The organism is Mesorhizobium sp. WSM4989 (assembly GCF_029625795.1).
Classification (GTDB): Bacteria; Pseudomonadota; Alphaproteobacteria; order Rhizobiales; family Rhizobiaceae; genus Mesorhizobium.
On record NZ_JARTVN010000003.1, the window covers coordinates 219,047 to 234,491 of the forward strand.

The following is a 15,445-nucleotide window of genomic DNA, read 5'->3' on the forward strand; positions in this document are numbered from 1 at the left end:
ACGGGAGACGGTTACAGTTTCTCAGCCGCCGACGTCCCTTAGGTCGCTGCCGCCGCCGACCTCCTTGGGGCGCTGAAGGACGGGCGGCTTGTTCAAACTAGGCGGTTCCGTTCTGCGAGTTCCCGAGCCCGCCTTAGAGTGCCGTCGGTGTCGGCGATCCTGCGTCTTGCTGCTTCGTCGGTTCTGATGGTCAGCCGAGCCGACAGAATCCTGGATGACTTCGCGACCGCCACGATCACGGGGGGCGGGGCATCCGGTGTTTTCATGGTTCTCATGGGCCTTATCCTTTCAAATGAATAACTACAGGAGGGAGTCGGCGATTGCGCCACATGACCGGGCAGGAGCGCTGAAATGCGATATCGGCCTTGCCGCTCAATCAGGATTCCCAGCCGGCCTCTTCCCGCCGCTTGGCGTCCTGAATGTTCAATTCGCCAACGACCTTTTCCGCCCGACGCGTCTTGATGCCGATCATCACCTTTTTCTCAAACTCGGCAGGTTGGCCGGTGAAGATGTCGACAACGGTCCAACTGTTCTGCTTGTCCATCCGAAGCGCGTAGCGCTTTGCCATACTGGCATCTCCTTCTTGTTTCCGCTTCGACGAAGGTCGAGCGCCGTCAGGCTTTTATGATGATAAAAACCGAGACCAGCACAGCGACAATCCAGAGCGCGACACACACCTTCAAGGCGAGAGGTCCATATGAAGGGAGCGCCAACGCCATAGGCGTCCCCACTGTCGCGTTCGCGCTAGTGCATCCCGTCGCGACAGCGAGCGGCGCCGTTGTGCCAAGCTTGCCGAAAGCGCGATGCGGTTCGCCCTTGGCCGAGACCCTGGACGTACGCAAAACGCCAGGCCTCACGGTTGGCGCGGCTGTCGGGCGAGCCTGCTTTGACGGCAACTTTTTTCTTACGGCGGGACGGGTGCGCATACCCTTCTATACACCTCTTGCCACGCGATAGATAGGAGAACCAAAATTATTCGCCCAGGCCGCCAAATTTATCTGTCTCAATAATTGCAAGGCATGCAAAATGTCGCGTGCATCAGAAAAGTTCTCCCGATTTTTTGACCCCCCGGTGTTCGAATTTTATTTAACCAATAAAAATAAAACGCCATTACCGTCTTGTTTGAAGCGCAATTGCGGCGCATATATAAAATTCGTTGATTTGGTCGAGGTGGCTTTCGTGATCATGAAGCCTCGCCATCCGCTTCCGAATTTTCGACAGCGAATGCATGCGCCGTTCCAGGCGCGGCATCTCGCTTCGCTCGAACGCTGCAATGATATCGGGACTGACCACGGATGTATTGGCAGTACCGGATATCGTTCCAGCGGTTCGGCTGTAATCGAAGCGGAAGAGCGCATGCGCGTGTTTCCGCAGAAAGCCGCAAACGGCCACTCGCACCACGCAGACCGTCGTTCGCTTCAACTCGGCGTTCGCGCTGCCGGGTCTCGATGCGCAGCAGCCGCCCGGAGACTATCGCGTTGATCTCGACGAGGAGCCTCTCGAAGGGGCTTCTCGCACCGCATGGCGCCGCGTGGCAACTTTCATTCACCTGCCGGCGATCTCCACAAGGGATCGACGTAGCAAATGGTGCCGATCGAACCGGCTTCGCTCGAGGCCGCGCTCGACAAGGACCGGAGGCAATCATGACGACCCTCATGCAACGCAACGCACAAGCGATCCAGCACGGAGCCCCGGCACATCTTTTTGACATCGGACAGGCGGTCCGGCTGAAGAGTGGTCCTGGAACTGGCCCGAAGACCGGTGAAATCTACCATGTCACCCGTACCCTGCCGCCAAGGCCGCAATATCGCATCCGCAGTGACGCTGAACCGCATGAGCGCGTGGTGACGGAGGACAGGCTCGAACCGGCCGACACGGTGTCGGACGGCGGCCTAGTGCTCATCGAAAGGACATTCGAGATGGCCAAAGGACAGAAACGCTCGAACAGAGAGATCAGAAAGCCGAAGCAGGAAACGGTTCCGGTCAAGCCTGAGAGCGCGTTCGGCCAAACCAAAGGTGCCAGCGGAATCGACACCCAAAGCAAGAGCAAGGGCTGACGGCAGATGTTTGCGCGAAGCGGAATCCTATGAAGGTCGTGATCGAATTCTATCGCACGCGCATTGCCGACGACGCGCACGCCGTCATCGGCCGCGAGACCGTGGACGCAGCCGACCTCGACGCCGCGATCGAGATCGCGCGGCTTCTGGCAAAGACGCTGAACATGCCCCAATGGCCGGATGCCGTCGCCATTGCCGACGCCGAGGGTGCGACGATCTATTCCAGCATCATCGCCGCGCAGGCGGGCACAGACGAAGGGCCGACATCTTGAACGCCGACGACCCCCGCGCCGATGTCGCTCGCGACGCCTTGGCTCATCCCGGCGAGGAAAATGCAGGCGGCGCGCGGGTATGTGGCTTTGGGGACCATCAATATGGCCGCCGCGTCGAAGCCGATCGTTCCTGGACCATCTATCACGTCTTCACGGGCATTCCAGCGCATGTGAACGGCGCCTCCATGATCGGGCTCAGCCGTTCGGAAGCGACGAGAAGCATGCTGTCCCTCAACTTTTGCAACAGCGAGCGCCGTAAGGAGGGGATCGCCACGCGGTTCTTCGCTGCGCTCGAGAAGCCGACAGACCAGCCATGACGCTCGCATTCCCGAACCCCAGCCGAAGCTTTGATCAGGAGCGTAACGGCGTCTACTTCACCGGTCATGACGGCATGTTTCAAATCCGTTTCTTCATCGAGGCCGAGGCCCTGGCCAAAGACGGCCTTGTCCTGGGTGCGAAGGCTAGCGTGGAGACGGCCTATCTTTCGGCATTCGATGGCCTGCGAACCTCCATCCAGCACGTGGCAGGCAAGATTTATGCGCGCCACCGCCGCGATTCCTACACTTTGACCGCCGCCGATTTCAGGTAGCAGCATCCGCTTGCGATCAAGGCGGGTGAACAATCGACCCGCCGCGCTCGTCTTTCCATGCAATTGGGCGTAGGGTGCACGATGGGTGGCAAAAAATTCCGGGTTCCCGTGGTCGTCTATGGCCGGTCCGATCGGCTTCACTCTCATTGAGCCTGTCGCACAGGCATCCGATTTCCTGTTTGACCATTGGCCTGGAAACGACAGCCTAGCTTGGAGGGTCGCGATGAAGTGCTGCGCCGGAGATGCTGCTGCCGAGGACGCGATTGTCGCATTTCTCACCGCGCTTGAGGCTGCGGGCCATTTTTGCCTAGGGAGACTACCATACCTGCATACGGAGAGTTCGAATGGCGATGAAGCCAAACTATCAATACGAGCGGAGTCAACGAGACAAGGCCAAGGCGGCCAAGAAAGAAGCTAAGCTTGCGGGTAAAGCTGCGAAGGAGAAACCTTCATCCAAAGAGCAGAAAGAAGCGCGAGAGCCCGCTGCTGACGAAAGCTGAGGCATGGCGATGACAAAGCGCGAGACGGATACCTTCGAAATCGACGTGGAGTGTCCCCGTTGCCATTATCAGGCAAAGACCCTCGTCGGCTGGATTCGTACTCACACCCAGATGGAATGCTCCAACTGCGGCGACATCATTGACATTGAGAGCAAAAACTTCAGGTCGCATGAACAGCGCTAGGGAAGCTCTATGATACCGTCCGAGCTGCGGTCGCCGCGCCTTGCCGTCCTGATCGATGCCGACAATGCGTCGGCCAAGATCGCCGATGGGCTGTTCGAGGAGATCGCCAAGATTGGCGAGGCCAGCGTGCGTCGCATCTACGGCGATTTTTCAAGCTCGCGCTCGAAAGCGTGGGCCGACGTTCTTTCGAAGCACGCAATCATACCCCAGCAGCAGTTCGCCTACACCACAGGCAAGAACGCCTCGGACATCACGCTCGTCATCGACGCGATGGGACCTCCTCCATAGCGGTCGGTTTGACGGTTTCTGCCTGGTTTCCTCCGACAGTGATTTTACCCGGCTGGCCGCCCGCATCCGCGAGCAGGGCATCGACGTCTTCGGCTTCGGCGAACAGAAAACGCCCGAGAGTTTCCGACAGGCATGCAGGCGATTTGTCTATACCGAGAATCTGCTTCCGTCTGCGCCGGGCAACGAACGTGAGGCGGTATCGAGCGTGAAGCCATTGCAACCGCCCTCAGCGGCCGTGCCGATCATCCGCAAGATCATCGCGCAGATGGAAGGCGAGGATGGCTGGGTTCCGCTCGGTGCGGTCGGCACGCACCTTGCTAATCTGGCCTCCGACTTCGATCCCCGCACCTTTGGTTTTCGCAAGCTGAGCGATCAGGTCCGCAAGACGAACGCGTTCGAAATCGACCGTCCCGAGGGCGGAGCGGTACGCATCAGAACAAAACCGGAGGCCACGCGAGGGGGAAGGCGCAAGACGTGATCGGTGCTGCGCAGGTATACCGACGCCCTATAAGTTGGCCATCTATCGATCGCCGGGCTCTTCCATACTCTCCCGGTCCTGTTCGCCGCGCAGTTGGTCGAGCAGATCGATCAAGGCTTTGCCTTCGGGTGAGCCAGGTCCGCGGGCAATAAAGGTCTCGATGTCGACCTCGGAGGGTTGACCGCCCGAGGCGCGGTTTGGCTCATGCCTCACGAAAATCTCGTCCCGCTCGCCGACCTTGACGACCAGCCAGCGGTCGCCGTTCGAACTTGTGTAGAATGCCCGTGACGGGTTTGACATGGAATGTCCTTTGACTTGTCCGCCAACGTCCTCACGAAGACGGTCGTTCTTTCATGTCCGTTGGTCAGGCAACCTACTCTTCGGGCCGGGGGATAGACATGTTCGGCCTGCGAATTTTTGCTACCTAGGCACGAGGTCCGTTTACTGCCCGACCAGAATCCCGGCCTCGCGCGCCGCCAAGGCGAACGCCCAAACACTCGAAATCGGCTTCCTGTCTGCGCTCGCATCGTGGCAAGCCTGAAGCGCGGCGCGATGTGACGGCCCACGCTTGCCCAGCCACTTTCGAAGCAGAAATGACGAGCATTCGTTGACGTCGGTGATGACAGTCTCGAGGTCTTGGGTGCGAGCTCGAACAGTCACGGGCTGAATGAATTTGGGATTTTGCATTGCTGTCCATAAGGCATAGCCAGATGGTAGCGAGGCAATTGTGGATTCGATCGAGTTCGTCGCCGACGTTCCGCTTCGCAAATCCCGGCCGTCCGTTTTCGACCTCCGACTATCAAATATAGGATCAACGAGGAAGTCGGAAGCGTCTTCGAGATACCTTATAGCCGATGAACATCGCGAAGGCGGTGCGCCAGAGGGCAGGCTGGCGACCCCAAATCACCAGCCCCGTCGCCGGTTTCTCCAGTGGGTGGAGGTTAGCGCCCGAGATACGCTAACACTGAATGCTGCTGGGAGTCCTATATAATTTTCAGCGGGGCTGAACGTACCGTGCGTCACAAGTTGGTGCCTGGATTCTCAGCTGTCTAAGTCTAGCCGCCTATGGGCAGGTTGCTGATGCCATTGCACCTGCCTTAAGTCCCGCTCATCAACTGCTTGGCCACAGCCTCGACAAAGACGGAAATGATCCTCCTCTTCGGCAGCTGGGCGGATCCACAAAATTCCGGAGAGGGGCGGCCCCAAGTCGGAAAGCTTGGTCACTCTCTGATGCTCATGAACGTCCCCTGTCGTTTAATTTTCAGCGTGGCTGAAGACGACGGTGCCATTGTCCTTACGGACTTCAACCGATATGACGCCATCGTCGCCCTTCCGGGTCGAGAACATCGACGTAGCGTGATCTTTTGCTGTCTTTTCGGCGTCAAAAGTCATTCTGTCGATGAGACCTTGCCTTCCATACCATATAACCGTGTAGGGCATTGATTCCCCTGATTGTTTTGAGTTCGATTCAGACGGAACGAGCAGTGCTTCTGTCTCGGCTAGCATCTCTCTTACTTGCTCGATGTAGTCCCTTATCTCCATAAGCAGCTGCGCATCTGCGTCACCCCAACGCTCGAAGCTCTCGGCAATTGTCGATCTTTTCGGTTGGGGCATGGTCGCTCTCCTGGTCTTGTTCAGACGGGAGCGCGACGCTGTCTCTCAGTCGCCGAAGTCCATTTGGACTTTGCCGACGATGGCAACACTATGCGCCTAATAGGGAGCTATGGCCATCCCATGAAAAAGCTATGCGAGCCGATGCGCGGCGCTGGCGTGGGGATCGTGGCGATCAGGGCAATTTCGCGCCAACCTGTCTGGCAAGCGCTTCAAGCGCCTCCACCTCCGGGGCGGTGGCGGCCGCATTAGCGGGGTATCGCGCATCTGCGGGCGATAGAAGTTCAGCCACTTCGCTCGCGAACGACGGCGCCAGGGGTGCGACGAGCACCAGGCATCCTGGATTGTCTGGTTTGCCGCGATCCGGAAGGTGCCAAAAATGCGACGCTGGTGCATTTGAGAACCGTCGAAAGAAATCTACTGGGGCGGTGAGCCCGCACATCGCCACAGAGCTGCAAAAAGAGGCCGCTAGCCCGCGGACGCCGCTCGACTGGCGCTGATGGAAGGCGGCAGGACGATCGCCCCGAGCCCCATCGGCAGGCGGGAGCGGTGCCGATTGTGGAGCGCCTATCAGGCGACGGCCGCATACTCGCGTAATCCTGCGCCTAACCCCACTACTGAAGCTGCGCCTTATCTTCCGATTTGCGACGCTGCCGACATCATCGCCTCAGAGTTAGGGTGGGCGCCCAAGCCGCCATCGAAAACCTCGGAGAACGTCCAGCGAACGACGCCATTTCGGTCGAGCAGGAATTGGCCGACCAGCTGGCCCACGCCGGTCGCGATGACTTGCTGGTCCGCTTCAGTGATTTCGTAGCCGTCTTTTTTGTTCAGATATTCAAGCGCGGCGAACGGATCCATCGGCTCCGGCATTTCGCCCGGCAAGTTGATCCGCATCGCCTTCACATCGCTCATTGTAGCCTTGTGTGGCCACGCGGTCTCGTCCTCGCTGATCTGCATATTCGGCAGCCCAAAGGCGCGTTGTGAAACTCGCTCCGGATCGGATGCAGCAAGCAAACCAACCATCGGATGGTACCGGAGATAAAGGCGCGCCCGCTCGATGGGCGTGTTCACCACTGTCAGGCTTTCGATGCCCTTTGCGTTAAGGGCTGGTGTGAGCAGCGAAACGGTCGCGATATGACGCCTGCAAAAGGGACAGTGCAGGCCGCGATACAGGCCAACCAGCACCGGCTTCTCGCCGCGGAAATCGTCGATGGCGATCTTGCCCTCGCGGGTAATCGCGTCGAGGACGACATTGGGCGCCGTTTCGCCAGGTTGCAGCGGGCCTGTGTTGAGACGTTCTGACATGCTGATCCCTCCTCGCGGGTCAATCCACAACGGATGTGCGGGCCGGTGGCTTGAGCCCATGTGCGGCACATACGTCCTTGGGCATGCTGAAATGGCGGTCGGCTTTAGGACGGCGTCGAGGTCGAGCGTCGATAATCCATTTATAACACACACGGAGAGGGTGGACGCTAGTTCTTACGGAGGGCAACGCTTTTACACTAGATGGCGCCCCAGGTTCGCCAAGGTCTGGAAGTGCCCGACTTCGCTGAGGCTGTTCCTCAATTTTGGCAGGGCGCGCTTCGTTGACTGAAATGGGGCGCCGAATTGCAAAAGAGATGTGGGCCGACATGATAGACGACGGAGCCAAGCGCGCTCCAAGGAGCGGAGGCTCATCCCACCAAAAACGTAACCTAAGCGGCGCGTCGTTGAGGGAAATGGAGACCCGAACGGGCTGGACAAGGGTCCACGGCGGTCACAATGTTGTGGTGGTCGTAGTAGACGCGATCGGGCGATGTTGGCCGGGCACAAAAACGGTAACCGCCGGGGTAGGACGGGTCTTCGCTCACCGGGAAGCGGCACTGATAGACCCCTAGCTGAATGAGGGAGACGTCTCTCGAAGTTAGTCTGATACTTTCAGACATGATGGCTGTCAGGTTCCTAGTTCATAGCCCTTGCCGGCCGCAATGCGACCCCGCGACCGTCGAGGGCAATGGCGCGGCTTTCTTCGCGGCCGTCGAGAAGATGGGCCTTGAAGGCATGGTCTCCAAACGGCCGGATAGCCTCTGTCGCAGCGGCAAGATGGATGCCTGAGTCAACACGAAGTGCTGGGATCTAGGAAAGTTCGAGCTTCTGGGGATCAGGCGCGAGCCAGGAAGGCCAGCAGCGGCGATCATGGCCCGGAATGGGCGCTATGCCGGAACGGCTGCTGTGACGCTGCCCAAGGACCTCAGGGAACGGCTCTGGAAGCAGGTGCAGGAGGCCAAAGCAGCGAAGCCGGCGCGACCGGTGTCAAGCGCCTTCGCCGAGCTGTAAGTGGGTCAATCCAGGTATCACCGGCCGAGTGAAGTTCCTTCGCGGCGAGCACACGTTACGCCATGCGACCCTGCAGGATTTTCGCGAGGAATAGAGGTCACCGCCATTAGGTCAGTGAGGGGCTCATCGTGTCGGCGGCTGCGAAGAAACAATTCTCGTCTTCTTCGGTCGGATGCAGACAGATGTGGAAATTGTCGTCACCAGATGGGGTGACCACGTCGTAGGGAACGAAATATCGGTTTTGATGAGTGACGCTGCGGTGATCGCCTGGTCGAAGCATGATTACATAGCCATCCGGCCGCTGCGCTGGCGGGGATTTTGCCACATTCCCCGGTGACGGCATCGCCGTGGCAACAGGCAGGTGGATACGTCCAGCTTTTACTGGGGCTGTGCGCCAAGGCTAGATCACATCGAGGGCTGCAGCTGTGACCACAATGCTAGCCAGCCTTACGCGGTTCTCGCGTGCTGACCTTATGCATCGGGACGCCCCTCGCGTGACCACGTCAACGGAACTCACTCTAGATTAGCCGTTACTAATGTCTTAGGCAAACGCGAGGGCCGTTTTGGATCTGTTTTTTGCCCCGCCCGGCACAAGTTCAATCGGCCAACGATATGAGACCCAAAACAGATGCCCGTCACTCCTCGCAAGTCCTGCCGACGAAGGAAGGTACTCATGCTCGCCGGCTCTATCAAATGATGCCGCGAGGCAGAGGTGCAGCGGCTGTGCGGTAAATAGCCGACGGCCGACGCATACCGATGGGGGTGTGGGTTACATGAAAGCGTCGGCCGCCAGCTTTGGGCGGGGGCGCGTCACCATTGACGCAAGGGTAGACTAGGCGCGGGGTGGGCGCCTTCAATTAGGATGCCATAATATGGTGAACGAGTGGTTACCGCGTTCCCTACAGAAGTGGGACATAGAGGTTGTACCTCAGAATATAGGTGACATCAGAATCTAGATTTGTGCTAGGCTCTTGCTAGGCGCTAACCCCCATTTGCGGGGGTGCCGGCGATGGGGCTGGTGGCGGGCGGGGGCCCATGGACCACCAGCCTGCCTGCCCGACAAAGTTGATTTAGCAGCGCACCGAATTTCGAGACGCTACCCAGCGCCCCTCAGCCGTTGCCTCACGGCCTTTTTAGCACTAAGAAGCGAGCTACCGGCCAAGCCGCCCCGGGCGAACCGAGGCGGCCAAAGATCGACAAACTCGGCTTTCTGCCGCAGTCGCCCATGTGGGGTGCGAGCAACTGCTCACCGCTTGTGGATGGGGGCGGGGCAATGGCAGGTCTTTGTCTTGAGGCATGGCTCGCTTGATCTTTTGCAGACGGGGCGCGGTATCAGTCTCTCAGCCGCCGACAGTCCCCTTAGTTCGTTACCGGCGATAGCTGAAATATATACAGGGCACAGGTCGATCAGCGAACAGCAGCCTGATTGAAGGTCCAGCTTCCAGGATTGCGATCGCGTGGCCAGCGGTAGCTGCTTCAAAGACCTCATGGCCCTCATCCGCCAGTTGATCGGCAATGTCCAACCCGGATGAGCGCCTCATCCACGATCAGCAACGCAAATTTTGGCGGACATCAAACTTTCCACGCCTGAGGGGATAGCGCCAACAAAGCCATAGCGCAGGCTAGCGCGCTACACCGCAGGTCGCGTTTGCCCGGCTCGGCGCAACCGCGACCATCGACCGTGCGCGACTCGCCAGTTTTTAGCGATCGCCGCGTGTGCTATCGGTCGTTGCACCGAACGAACTAGGCTGGCCTCCTGAGACGCGCCGCTCAGCGGTGCAAAGTGATCTATAATTCGACCAGAATTCCCGCCTCTCGCGCGGCGGAGGCGAATGCCCGCCGAACGTTTGACATGGGCTTCTTACCGGCGCTGGCATCGTGGCAAGCCTGGAGCGCCGCGCGATGCGCCGGCCCCGCTTACCTGGCCAGTTCCGAAGCAGAAATGACGTGCATTCGTAGGCGTCGGTGATGACGGTCTGCGTACCCTGAGTATTGAAACGGATGGTTATCGGCTGAGGCGAATTTGGGATTTTGCATCGCCGTCCATAATGGATTGGCGCGCTGATAGCGAGGCAATTCCACGTTTCGTCCGAATTCGCGCCAAGAGCAAGCCCCGAGGAAGGTGGCTGCGATTTTCGTCAGTCGGTCGCGTTCTCCTGATCGAGAATTTTTGCCGAGCAGCTTGTGCGTCTCTTCGTGCCCGAGGGTGTGCTTGGGCCTGTTCCCCGCAAAGGATCGCATCGAGAAATCCCTCAGTGCTCGACAGCCAGCAGGCTGGCGTCCAGCGCAATCCCGGTGCTCGTTGCGCTGCCGGCGCAGTCAGCCGTTTTTGGGCCGTATCATTTATTCTCGGCTTTGCCTTGTTTCGAGCACCGTATCGTTCTATCTTTCAAATATCGATCTTGTCTGTCGAACTTTGTTTCTGGTGCGAATAGCGCCTTCGGCGATCTTCCTCTCTCAAAATCGATCTGACCGTTGTCGCGCAGCTTGTGCGACAAACGCTTTTCTATTGGATGCTTGAAAGGAAATCGTCATGAATACTGGAACAGTGAAGTTCTTCAACTCGGCCAAAGGCTTCGGCTTCATCGAACTCGGCAATGGCCAGCCGGACGTGTTCGTCCACATCTCGGCTGTCGAGCGCGCCGGTATGCGATCGCTCGTTGAGGGCCAGAAGCTCAGCTTCGACGTCGTTAAGGATAATCGCAACGGCAAGAGCGCGGCCGAGAACCTGCAGGCCGCTTAAAGATTGCGTCGGCCTTGACCACGGATGTACTGGCACCGGCCGCAGAGCGCAGAAGAGAGAGGTCGGGCAAGTCCCGGCCTTTTTTCTTTCCATGATCGGAGACCGCCGTGCGACACGCTGCAATACCGCAAGGAATATTCAAACCCAAGCCGAGCGCTATCGAAACGAAGCAAGATGCCACAACCAGGGCAGCTCGCCAGATCATCGACGGCGAAGCGGCCGTGCGGGAACAGAAGACCGAACGACTTAGATTAGCTAGGCTCGCCAGGGAGGCAACAAACACCCATACGCCATCCGCGCAAAAGCCGGCACTCAGACGCAAACGCCGTTAGACACGGACGGCCTGCGTCTAAAAACACAAGCCCGGTAATCCGATCGGCACAGTCATGAACAACCAGAACTTCAGAGTGCCTTTGGTGCTTTATGACCATCGACTAGGTTTCTGCCTGATCTGTTCGGTTTCCCAGGCGGCTGACTTCCTGTTTGCGTATTGGGAAGAATATGACAGTCCTGCGTGGTCGCAAGCGATGGATTGCTGCTCGAGCGTCAAGCTGGGAGCCGCCGGTCCTGAGCAAGTCAGTTCCGCCTTTATCACGGCGGTGAAAGATGCCGGGATGACGGTCGACCCTACGCTACGGCTGTACTGACTTTCTGTCTGGCATGCAGCCGGATGTCGTGCGGCGATGGAGCACGAATGAACAACGTGATCACTCTACATGGCGAAAAGCGCTGGAAGGCTATCATCGAATATCGCATCGATAATGGGCTAAAAAGCGTTGAGCATTATTTCGAGGAGATTTCGGAACTCCACCTCATCATCGAGCACGGCCCCGATTGGGAATTTTTTGATCCGCTGCACGGTTACATTGAATCGTCCAGACGATGGCGCAGAGCAAAACAGTGTCGAGAAAGCGCTTCGACAGGAGCGGCGGTAATGACTGGGGCGCGAGGGGGCGGCGGGCCTGCGGTCTGGTCTGGCGCCCGCAGCCAGAACAGAATCCAGGTTCTCGATAGACCGAGCGACCGCCATGGGCCTTCCTGGTTCCGCAATCGTTCGCGACGCCGATAGCTATTCGATCGCAGGCGACCGAGCCTTCGGCCGCCCTTTCGCGCCGCATCGTAGATCTGCACGCCTGACGGCCTTCAACCGAACAGTTTGTGCGTTGGCGCGGCGAGTTTGTAGAACAGCGGCTTGGCCGGCGCCATGTCCAGCCGCATTCAGCCGCCGTGCCGATCATCCGCAAGATCATCGCGCAGATGGAAGGCGAGGATGGCTGGGTTCCGCTCGGTGCGGTCGGCACGCACCTTGCTAATCTGGCCTCCGACTTCGATCCCCGCACCTTTGGTTTTCGCAAGCTGAGCGATCAGGTCCGCAAGACGAACGCGTTCGAAATCGACCGTCCCGAGGGCGGAGCGGTACGCATCAGAACAAAACCGGAGGCCACGCGAGGGGGAAGGCGCAAGACGTGATCGGTGCTGCGCAGGTATACCGACGCCCTATAAGTTGGCCATCTATCGATCGCCGGGCTCTTCCATACTCTCCCGGTCCTGTTCGCCGCGCAGTTGGTCGAGCAGATCGATCAAGGCTTTGCCTTCGGGTGAGCCAGGTCCGCGGGCAATAAAGGTCTCGATGTCGACCTCGGAGGGTTGACCGCCCGAGGCGCGGTTTGGCTCATGCCTCACGAAAATCTCGTCCCGCTCGCCGACCTTGACGACCAGCCAGCGGTCGCCGTTCGAACTTGTGTAGAATGCCCGTGACGGGTTTGACATGGAATGTCCTTTGACCTGTCTGCAGCGACATCACAACGTCGTCTTTGTTGCCGCAAACGGCCGCGCTTTCTTTCTGACATCGAACGAGAAATGCAGCGATTGCGGCACGAAATCAGGGGTGATTGATTGGTCGCCAAGCGCTTGGGCGAAGGTCACCACGTCATCCCGGTTCCCGCGAGATAGCCGAGGTAAGCCACGACGGCGACGAATGTCGCAAGCAAGAGCCACGACGAGGGGTTCTCGTTCATACGCTGTAGGTACTTCATCTGAGTGTCTTTCTGCGCCGCTATGGCGCTTCCGGACTCGCCGGAGAGACGAAAGAATATCGCCATACCCGTAATGGTTAAGGCAGGAGTTTGGTTCCGTGACGGCCTTGCCAGCGATTCGGCTTAGCAATGCATGGCGCTGGCCAGGCAGGCGCTGGCAAAGGCGCGGGATGGTGAGGTTCTTCTTGTCCAGCAGAGACTTCCAGTCTCTCGCCGTCATTTTGGCACCTGATCGGACGGTTACCACACGTGCGTTCGACGCCGCCAAAGGAAGCCGCTCGGCGACTGCTACGACTGCTATTCGTCCGCATGGAAGAAATGCGGCAGTCGGCGCACAACGCTGCATTCAACGCCGCCCCAGATTCGAGATGCGCGCGCTCGCTCATCCTTTCGGCGGGACTACTCACCAGGAGGACTACCCTTCTGGCCGCCGGTAGCCTGCCATTCAAGAAACAGGCTGTATCCGACCGCCAGGAGGACAGGGCCGAGGAACACACCGATGAAGCCGAAGGCCAAAATGCCACCGAGAAAACCGAAGAAACTGAGCAGTACTGGCAAGCTGTTCGCTTGCGTGAGAAGATAGGGCCTCAACAGGTTGTCGATGCTGCTCACCAGCAGCAAACCCCAAGTAGCAACGAAGATGCCCCAGCCGACCTCGCCCCGAAAGAACAACCAGAGGGCGGCGGACCCCCAAACCACCGGAGGAGCGGCGGGCACGAAGGACAGAAGGAATGTGAGGAAGCCGAGCAGCAGCGCCTGAGGCACACCTGCGATCCAGAACCCAAGCCCGGCCAGCGCTCCTTGCGCAATAGCCGTCCCGATCACACCGTAAACCACCCCGGTAACTGTTGAGCCCGCAACTGCGAGCAGATGCCGTGCGCGAGTGCCGCCGATCCGCTCGGAACCGCCGCGCACGGAAGCTGCCATCTGGCGGCCGTACCGATAAAAGAAGAACGCGATGAACACGCTCAGTGCCAGTTCGAGGAGCCCGACGCCCAGAACCGCACCGCTGGCCACCGCGATGTCGGTCGCAGGCCGGATCAGCTTCGTCAGCTCGACGAGGAAGGCTGGTGCATTATAGGCCAAGCCCTGCCAGTAAAGCGCAAGACGCTCACCTATGAAGGGGATTTCGGCTACCCACCCGGGCGGCGCAGGTGGGCCTTGCTCAAGAAGGCTGTTCACGGACTGGGCCACGGTCGCCACACTGTCGGCCAGTGTTGCCACCAAGACGGCAAACGGCGCCACAATAACAGCTGCCACAAGCAGCGTCATGAGAAGCGCGGCGGGCGTCCTCCTTCCTCCTAGAAGTCGCTCCAACCAAGTGTAGATTGGCCAGGTGGAGAAGCAGAGCACCGCCGCCCAGATCAAGGCGGAGAGGAATGGCCAGAGCACGACAATGCAGCCGATGCCCAGAAGCACAACTGCGCCAATTCCCAAGATCCGCTCGACTGATAGATCAAATACCATGATATCCACTTTGGGTCTCACTGGACCATCGAACGGTCCATGCAAAATCTGCTGGAGGGCTCACGGAAACACTGCGTGCTTGGCGTAGCAATCTACACGGATTTCCTATTTCACACGACTGCTGTCCGTCTTCGCCTACTCTTGAACGCCAAACGGTTATTGGGTGATTGCAGACATGCGCTGCGACGTCTCTGACGTTAGGGGCAGGATTGAGCGAGCAATCCCCCAGTGCATGCAAGTGAGACACTAATCGGACTGACCGCGGCGTCAGTCGGCCGCTCCGGGCAGTCATAACAAGTCCGAACGCGCAATGGCCATCAACCGGCATCCCTGCGCGACGGAGACGCCGTGGGGGCGGTGATAACGGACGTAGCCCGCTTCTCGGCAGCGGTGCGCTTTTCAGAGCCCCTTAGGAACTCCAGTTCCAGAGCCCGTTTGCCGACGAGGCGTCAAGCGCAGCAATGCAAGCCTCATATTCCTGGATGAGATCGGCCGGGCATCCTCATCAAGAGCGCCTTCCTCATCGTCTCAACGATGAGTCTTCATGCTTCGGACCCGCCTAGGGATATTGTCGCGTTTCCTTTCGCGGAGATGACTGGGGGCCATTAAGAAAGCTTGGGCAGCCAGATCGCATTTGCGCTTTGACGGGCCGTTGCTCTGAATCACGATCTCAGCCTGTCGGACCGTCAAACCGTGCCTTGCCGCAAACTCCTCTGGATCCAAGGCTTCCTTCCAGTATGACCGCTTCAAACCTTGCATTTGGCCCTCGGCTGTAACGAAATCGTGAGGTGGTAACGCGGCTCCGTGAACAAGGTTTCACACTGCCCATTGACTCATCGAAACGGGATCTTCTTCGGCCTGATAGGCTTCAGCACCTTGGTCAGGCTCGCGCGAACTTTCCGACT

At 58.9% G+C, this 15,445-nt stretch carries 17 protein-coding genes and 4 pseudogenes; 13 read left to right on the plus strand and 8 right to left on the minus strand.

Annotated elements, in window-relative coordinates; genetic code table 11:
• Positions 1 to 376 precede the first annotated feature (376 nt).
• A complete protein-coding gene (locus P9217_RS25880; RefSeq protein WP_127240878.1) occupies positions 377 to 568 on the minus strand; it encodes a hypothetical protein in 192 nt (63 codons plus the stop codon).
• Between the two features lie 458 nt (positions 569 to 1,026).
• Here P9217_RS25880 and P9217_RS25885 point away from each other — a divergent pair, with 458 nt between their 5' ends.
• The 8 genes and pseudogenes from P9217_RS25885 (at position 1,027) to P9217_RS25920 (ending at position 4,367) form a co-directional block, all read left to right on the plus strand.
• Positions 1,027 to 1,482: a hypothetical protein gene (locus P9217_RS25885; protein ID WP_278087936.1), complete on the plus strand. Its 456-nt coding sequence runs from the start codon at positions 1,027 to 1,029 to the stop codon at positions 1,480 to 1,482.
• A pseudogene (locus tag P9217_RS25890) lies at positions 1,436 to 1,647 on the plus strand (hypothetical protein). Before P9217_RS25885 ends, P9217_RS25890 begins: the two are co-directional and overlap by 47 nt.
• On the plus strand, positions 1,644 to 2,057 hold the full coding sequence (locus tag P9217_RS25895; RefSeq protein WP_278088320.1) for a hypothetical protein: 414 nt from the start codon (positions 1,644 to 1,646) through the stop codon (positions 2,055 to 2,057). Before P9217_RS25890 ends, P9217_RS25895 begins: the two are co-directional and overlap by 4 nt.
• Before the next feature lie 29 nt (positions 2,058 to 2,086).
• Positions 2,087 to 2,329 carry a hypothetical protein gene (locus tag P9217_RS25900; RefSeq protein ID WP_278087935.1) on the plus strand — a complete coding sequence of 81 codons (243 nt, stop codon included), beginning with the start codon at positions 2,087 to 2,089 and terminating at the stop codon, positions 2,327 to 2,329.
• Positions 2,326 to 2,646 carry a hypothetical protein gene (locus P9217_RS25905; protein WP_336618907.1) on the plus strand — a complete coding sequence of 107 codons (321 nt, stop codon included), beginning with the start codon at positions 2,326 to 2,328 and terminating at the stop codon, positions 2,644 to 2,646. Before P9217_RS25900 ends, P9217_RS25905 begins: the two co-directional genes overlap by 4 nt.
• Positions 2,643 to 2,918, plus strand: coding sequence for a DUF1488 domain-containing protein (locus tag P9217_RS25910; protein ID WP_278087934.1), 276 nt, complete (start codon positions 2,643 to 2,645; stop codon positions 2,916 to 2,918). The genes P9217_RS25905 and P9217_RS25910 overlap by 4 nt, the downstream gene beginning before the upstream one ends.
• Positions 2,919 to 3,262: 344 nt before the next feature.
• On the plus strand, positions 3,263 to 3,418 hold the full coding sequence (locus tag P9217_RS25915; RefSeq protein ID WP_164747239.1) for a hypothetical protein: 156 nt from the start codon (positions 3,263 to 3,265) through the stop codon (positions 3,416 to 3,418).
• 195 nt (positions 3,419 to 3,613) lie between these two features.
• Positions 3,614 to 4,367, plus strand: a pseudogene (locus tag P9217_RS25920) (NYN domain-containing protein).
• Between the two features lie 42 nt (positions 4,368 to 4,409).
• Here P9217_RS25920 and P9217_RS25925 read toward each other — a convergent pair.
• The 3 genes from P9217_RS25925 to P9217_RS25935 all read right to left on the minus strand — a co-directional run bounded on the left by P9217_RS25925 (position 4,410) and on the right by P9217_RS25935 (position 7,283).
• Positions 4,410 to 4,667 carry a hypothetical protein gene (locus tag P9217_RS25925; protein ID WP_278087927.1) on the minus strand — a complete coding sequence of 86 codons (258 nt, stop codon included), beginning with the start codon at positions 4,665 to 4,667 and terminating at the stop codon, positions 4,410 to 4,412.
• 954 nt (positions 4,668 to 5,621) lie between these two features.
• Positions 5,622 to 5,981, minus strand: a complete 360-nt coding sequence (locus P9217_RS25930) for a hypothetical protein (RefSeq protein WP_278087933.1) — start codon at positions 5,979 to 5,981, stop codon at positions 5,622 to 5,624.
• A 627-nt stretch (positions 5,982 to 6,608) separates the two neighbouring features.
• The gene (locus P9217_RS25935; protein WP_278087932.1) at positions 6,609 to 7,283 is read right to left on the minus strand and encodes a peroxiredoxin-like family protein; all 675 of its coding nucleotides are present in this window, start codon (positions 7,281 to 7,283) and stop codon (positions 6,609 to 6,611) included.
• A gap of 870 nt (positions 7,284 to 8,153) precedes the next feature.
• On the opposite strand from P9217_RS25935, the gene P9217_RS25940 reads away from it, so the two are divergent.
• Positions 8,154 to 8,294 (plus strand): hypothetical protein, encoded by a 141-nt coding sequence (locus P9217_RS25940; RefSeq protein ID WP_278087931.1) that lies wholly within the window; start codon positions 8,154 to 8,156, stop codon positions 8,292 to 8,294.
• A 1,788-nt stretch (positions 8,295 to 10,082) separates the two neighbouring features.
• Here the strand turns inward: P9217_RS25940 and P9217_RS25945 are convergent.
• Positions 10,083 to 10,154: pseudogene (locus P9217_RS25945) on the minus strand (hypothetical protein); the annotation flags it as partial.
• 673 nt (positions 10,155 to 10,827) lie between these two features.
• Here P9217_RS25945 and P9217_RS25950 point away from each other — a divergent pair.
• The 4 genes and pseudogenes from P9217_RS25950 to P9217_RS25965 all read left to right on the plus strand — a co-directional run.
• Positions 10,828 to 11,037, plus strand: a complete 210-nt coding sequence (locus P9217_RS25950; RefSeq protein ID WP_278087930.1) for a cold-shock protein — start codon at positions 10,828 to 10,830, stop codon at positions 11,035 to 11,037.
• A 386-nt stretch (positions 11,038 to 11,423) separates the two neighbouring features.
• Positions 11,424 to 11,684, plus strand: coding sequence for a DUF982 domain-containing protein (locus P9217_RS25955; protein WP_278087929.1), 261 nt, complete (start codon positions 11,424 to 11,426; stop codon positions 11,682 to 11,684).
• A gap of 47 nt (positions 11,685 to 11,731) precedes the next feature.
• Positions 11,732 to 12,106, plus strand: coding sequence for a hypothetical protein (locus P9217_RS25960; protein WP_278087928.1), 375 nt, complete (start codon positions 11,732 to 11,734; stop codon positions 12,104 to 12,106).
• Positions 12,107 to 12,243: 137 nt separating this feature from the next.
• Positions 12,244 to 12,507: pseudogene (locus P9217_RS25965) on the plus strand (OST-HTH/LOTUS domain-containing protein); the annotation flags it as partial.
• Positions 12,508 to 12,549: 42 nt separating this feature from the next.
• Here the strand turns inward: P9217_RS25965 and P9217_RS25970 are convergent.
• The 3 genes from P9217_RS25970 to P9217_RS25980 form a co-directional block, all read right to left on the minus strand.
• A complete protein-coding gene (locus P9217_RS25970; protein WP_278087927.1) occupies positions 12,550 to 12,807 on the minus strand; it encodes a hypothetical protein in 258 nt (85 codons plus the stop codon).
• 30 nt (positions 12,808 to 12,837) lie between these two features.
• Positions 12,838 to 13,293, minus strand: a complete 456-nt coding sequence (locus P9217_RS25975; protein ID WP_278087926.1) for a hypothetical protein — start codon at positions 13,291 to 13,293, stop codon at positions 12,838 to 12,840.
• Positions 13,294 to 13,472: 179 nt separating this feature from the next.
• Complete coding sequence (locus P9217_RS25980) at positions 13,473 to 14,540, minus strand: AI-2E family transporter (RefSeq protein ID WP_278088022.1); 1,068 nt, start codon at positions 14,538 to 14,540, stop codon at positions 13,473 to 13,475.
• Positions 14,541 to 15,445: the final 905 nt, after the last annotated feature.

Bases quoted from the DNA above. Each gene is read 5' to 3' on its own strand.
- P9217_RS25880 (WP_127240878.1), bottom strand. From the start codon at position 568: ATGGCAAAGCGCTACGCGCTTCGGATGGACAAGCAGAACAGTTGGACC.
- P9217_RS25885 (WP_278087936.1), top strand. From the start codon at position 1,027: ATGTCGCGTGCATCAGAAAAGTTCTCCCGATTTTTTGACCCCCCGGTG.
- P9217_RS25895 (WP_278088320.1), top strand. From the start codon at position 1,644: ATGACGACCCTCATGCAACGCAACGCACAAGCGATCCAGCACGGAGCC.
- P9217_RS25900 (WP_278087935.1), top strand. From the start codon at position 2,087: ATGAAGGTCGTGATCGAATTCTATCGCACGCGCATTGCCGACGACGCG.
- P9217_RS25910 (WP_278087934.1), top strand. From the start codon at position 2,643: ATGACGCTCGCATTCCCGAACCCCAGCCGAAGCTTTGATCAGGAGCGT.
- P9217_RS25915 (WP_164747239.1), top strand. From the start codon at position 3,263: ATGGCGATGAAGCCAAACTATCAATACGAGCGGAGTCAACGAGACAAG.
- P9217_RS25925 (WP_278087927.1), bottom strand. From the start codon at position 4,667: ATGTCAAACCCGTCACGGGCATTCTACACAAGTTCGAACGGCGACCGC.
- P9217_RS25930 (WP_278087933.1), bottom strand. From the start codon at position 5,981: ATGCCCCAACCGAAAAGATCGACAATTGCCGAGAGCTTCGAGCGTTGG.
- P9217_RS25935 (WP_278087932.1), bottom strand. From the start codon at position 7,283: ATGTCAGAACGTCTCAACACAGGCCCGCTGCAACCTGGCGAAACGGCG.
- P9217_RS25940 (WP_278087931.1), top strand. From the start codon at position 8,154: ATGGCCCGGAATGGGCGCTATGCCGGAACGGCTGCTGTGACGCTGCCC.
- P9217_RS25950 (WP_278087930.1), top strand. From the start codon at position 10,828: ATGAATACTGGAACAGTGAAGTTCTTCAACTCGGCCAAAGGCTTCGGC.
- P9217_RS25955 (WP_278087929.1), top strand. From the start codon at position 11,424: ATGAACAACCAGAACTTCAGAGTGCCTTTGGTGCTTTATGACCATCGA.
- P9217_RS25960 (WP_278087928.1), top strand. From the start codon at position 11,732: ATGAACAACGTGATCACTCTACATGGCGAAAAGCGCTGGAAGGCTATC.
- P9217_RS25970 (WP_278087927.1), bottom strand. From the start codon at position 12,807: ATGTCAAACCCGTCACGGGCATTCTACACAAGTTCGAACGGCGACCGC.
- P9217_RS25975 (WP_278087926.1), bottom strand. From the start codon at position 13,293: ATGACGGCGAGAGACTGGAAGTCTCTGCTGGACAAGAAGAACCTCACC.
- P9217_RS25980 (WP_278088022.1), bottom strand. From the start codon at position 14,540: ATGGTATTTGATCTATCAGTCGAGCGGATCTTGGGAATTGGCGCAGTT.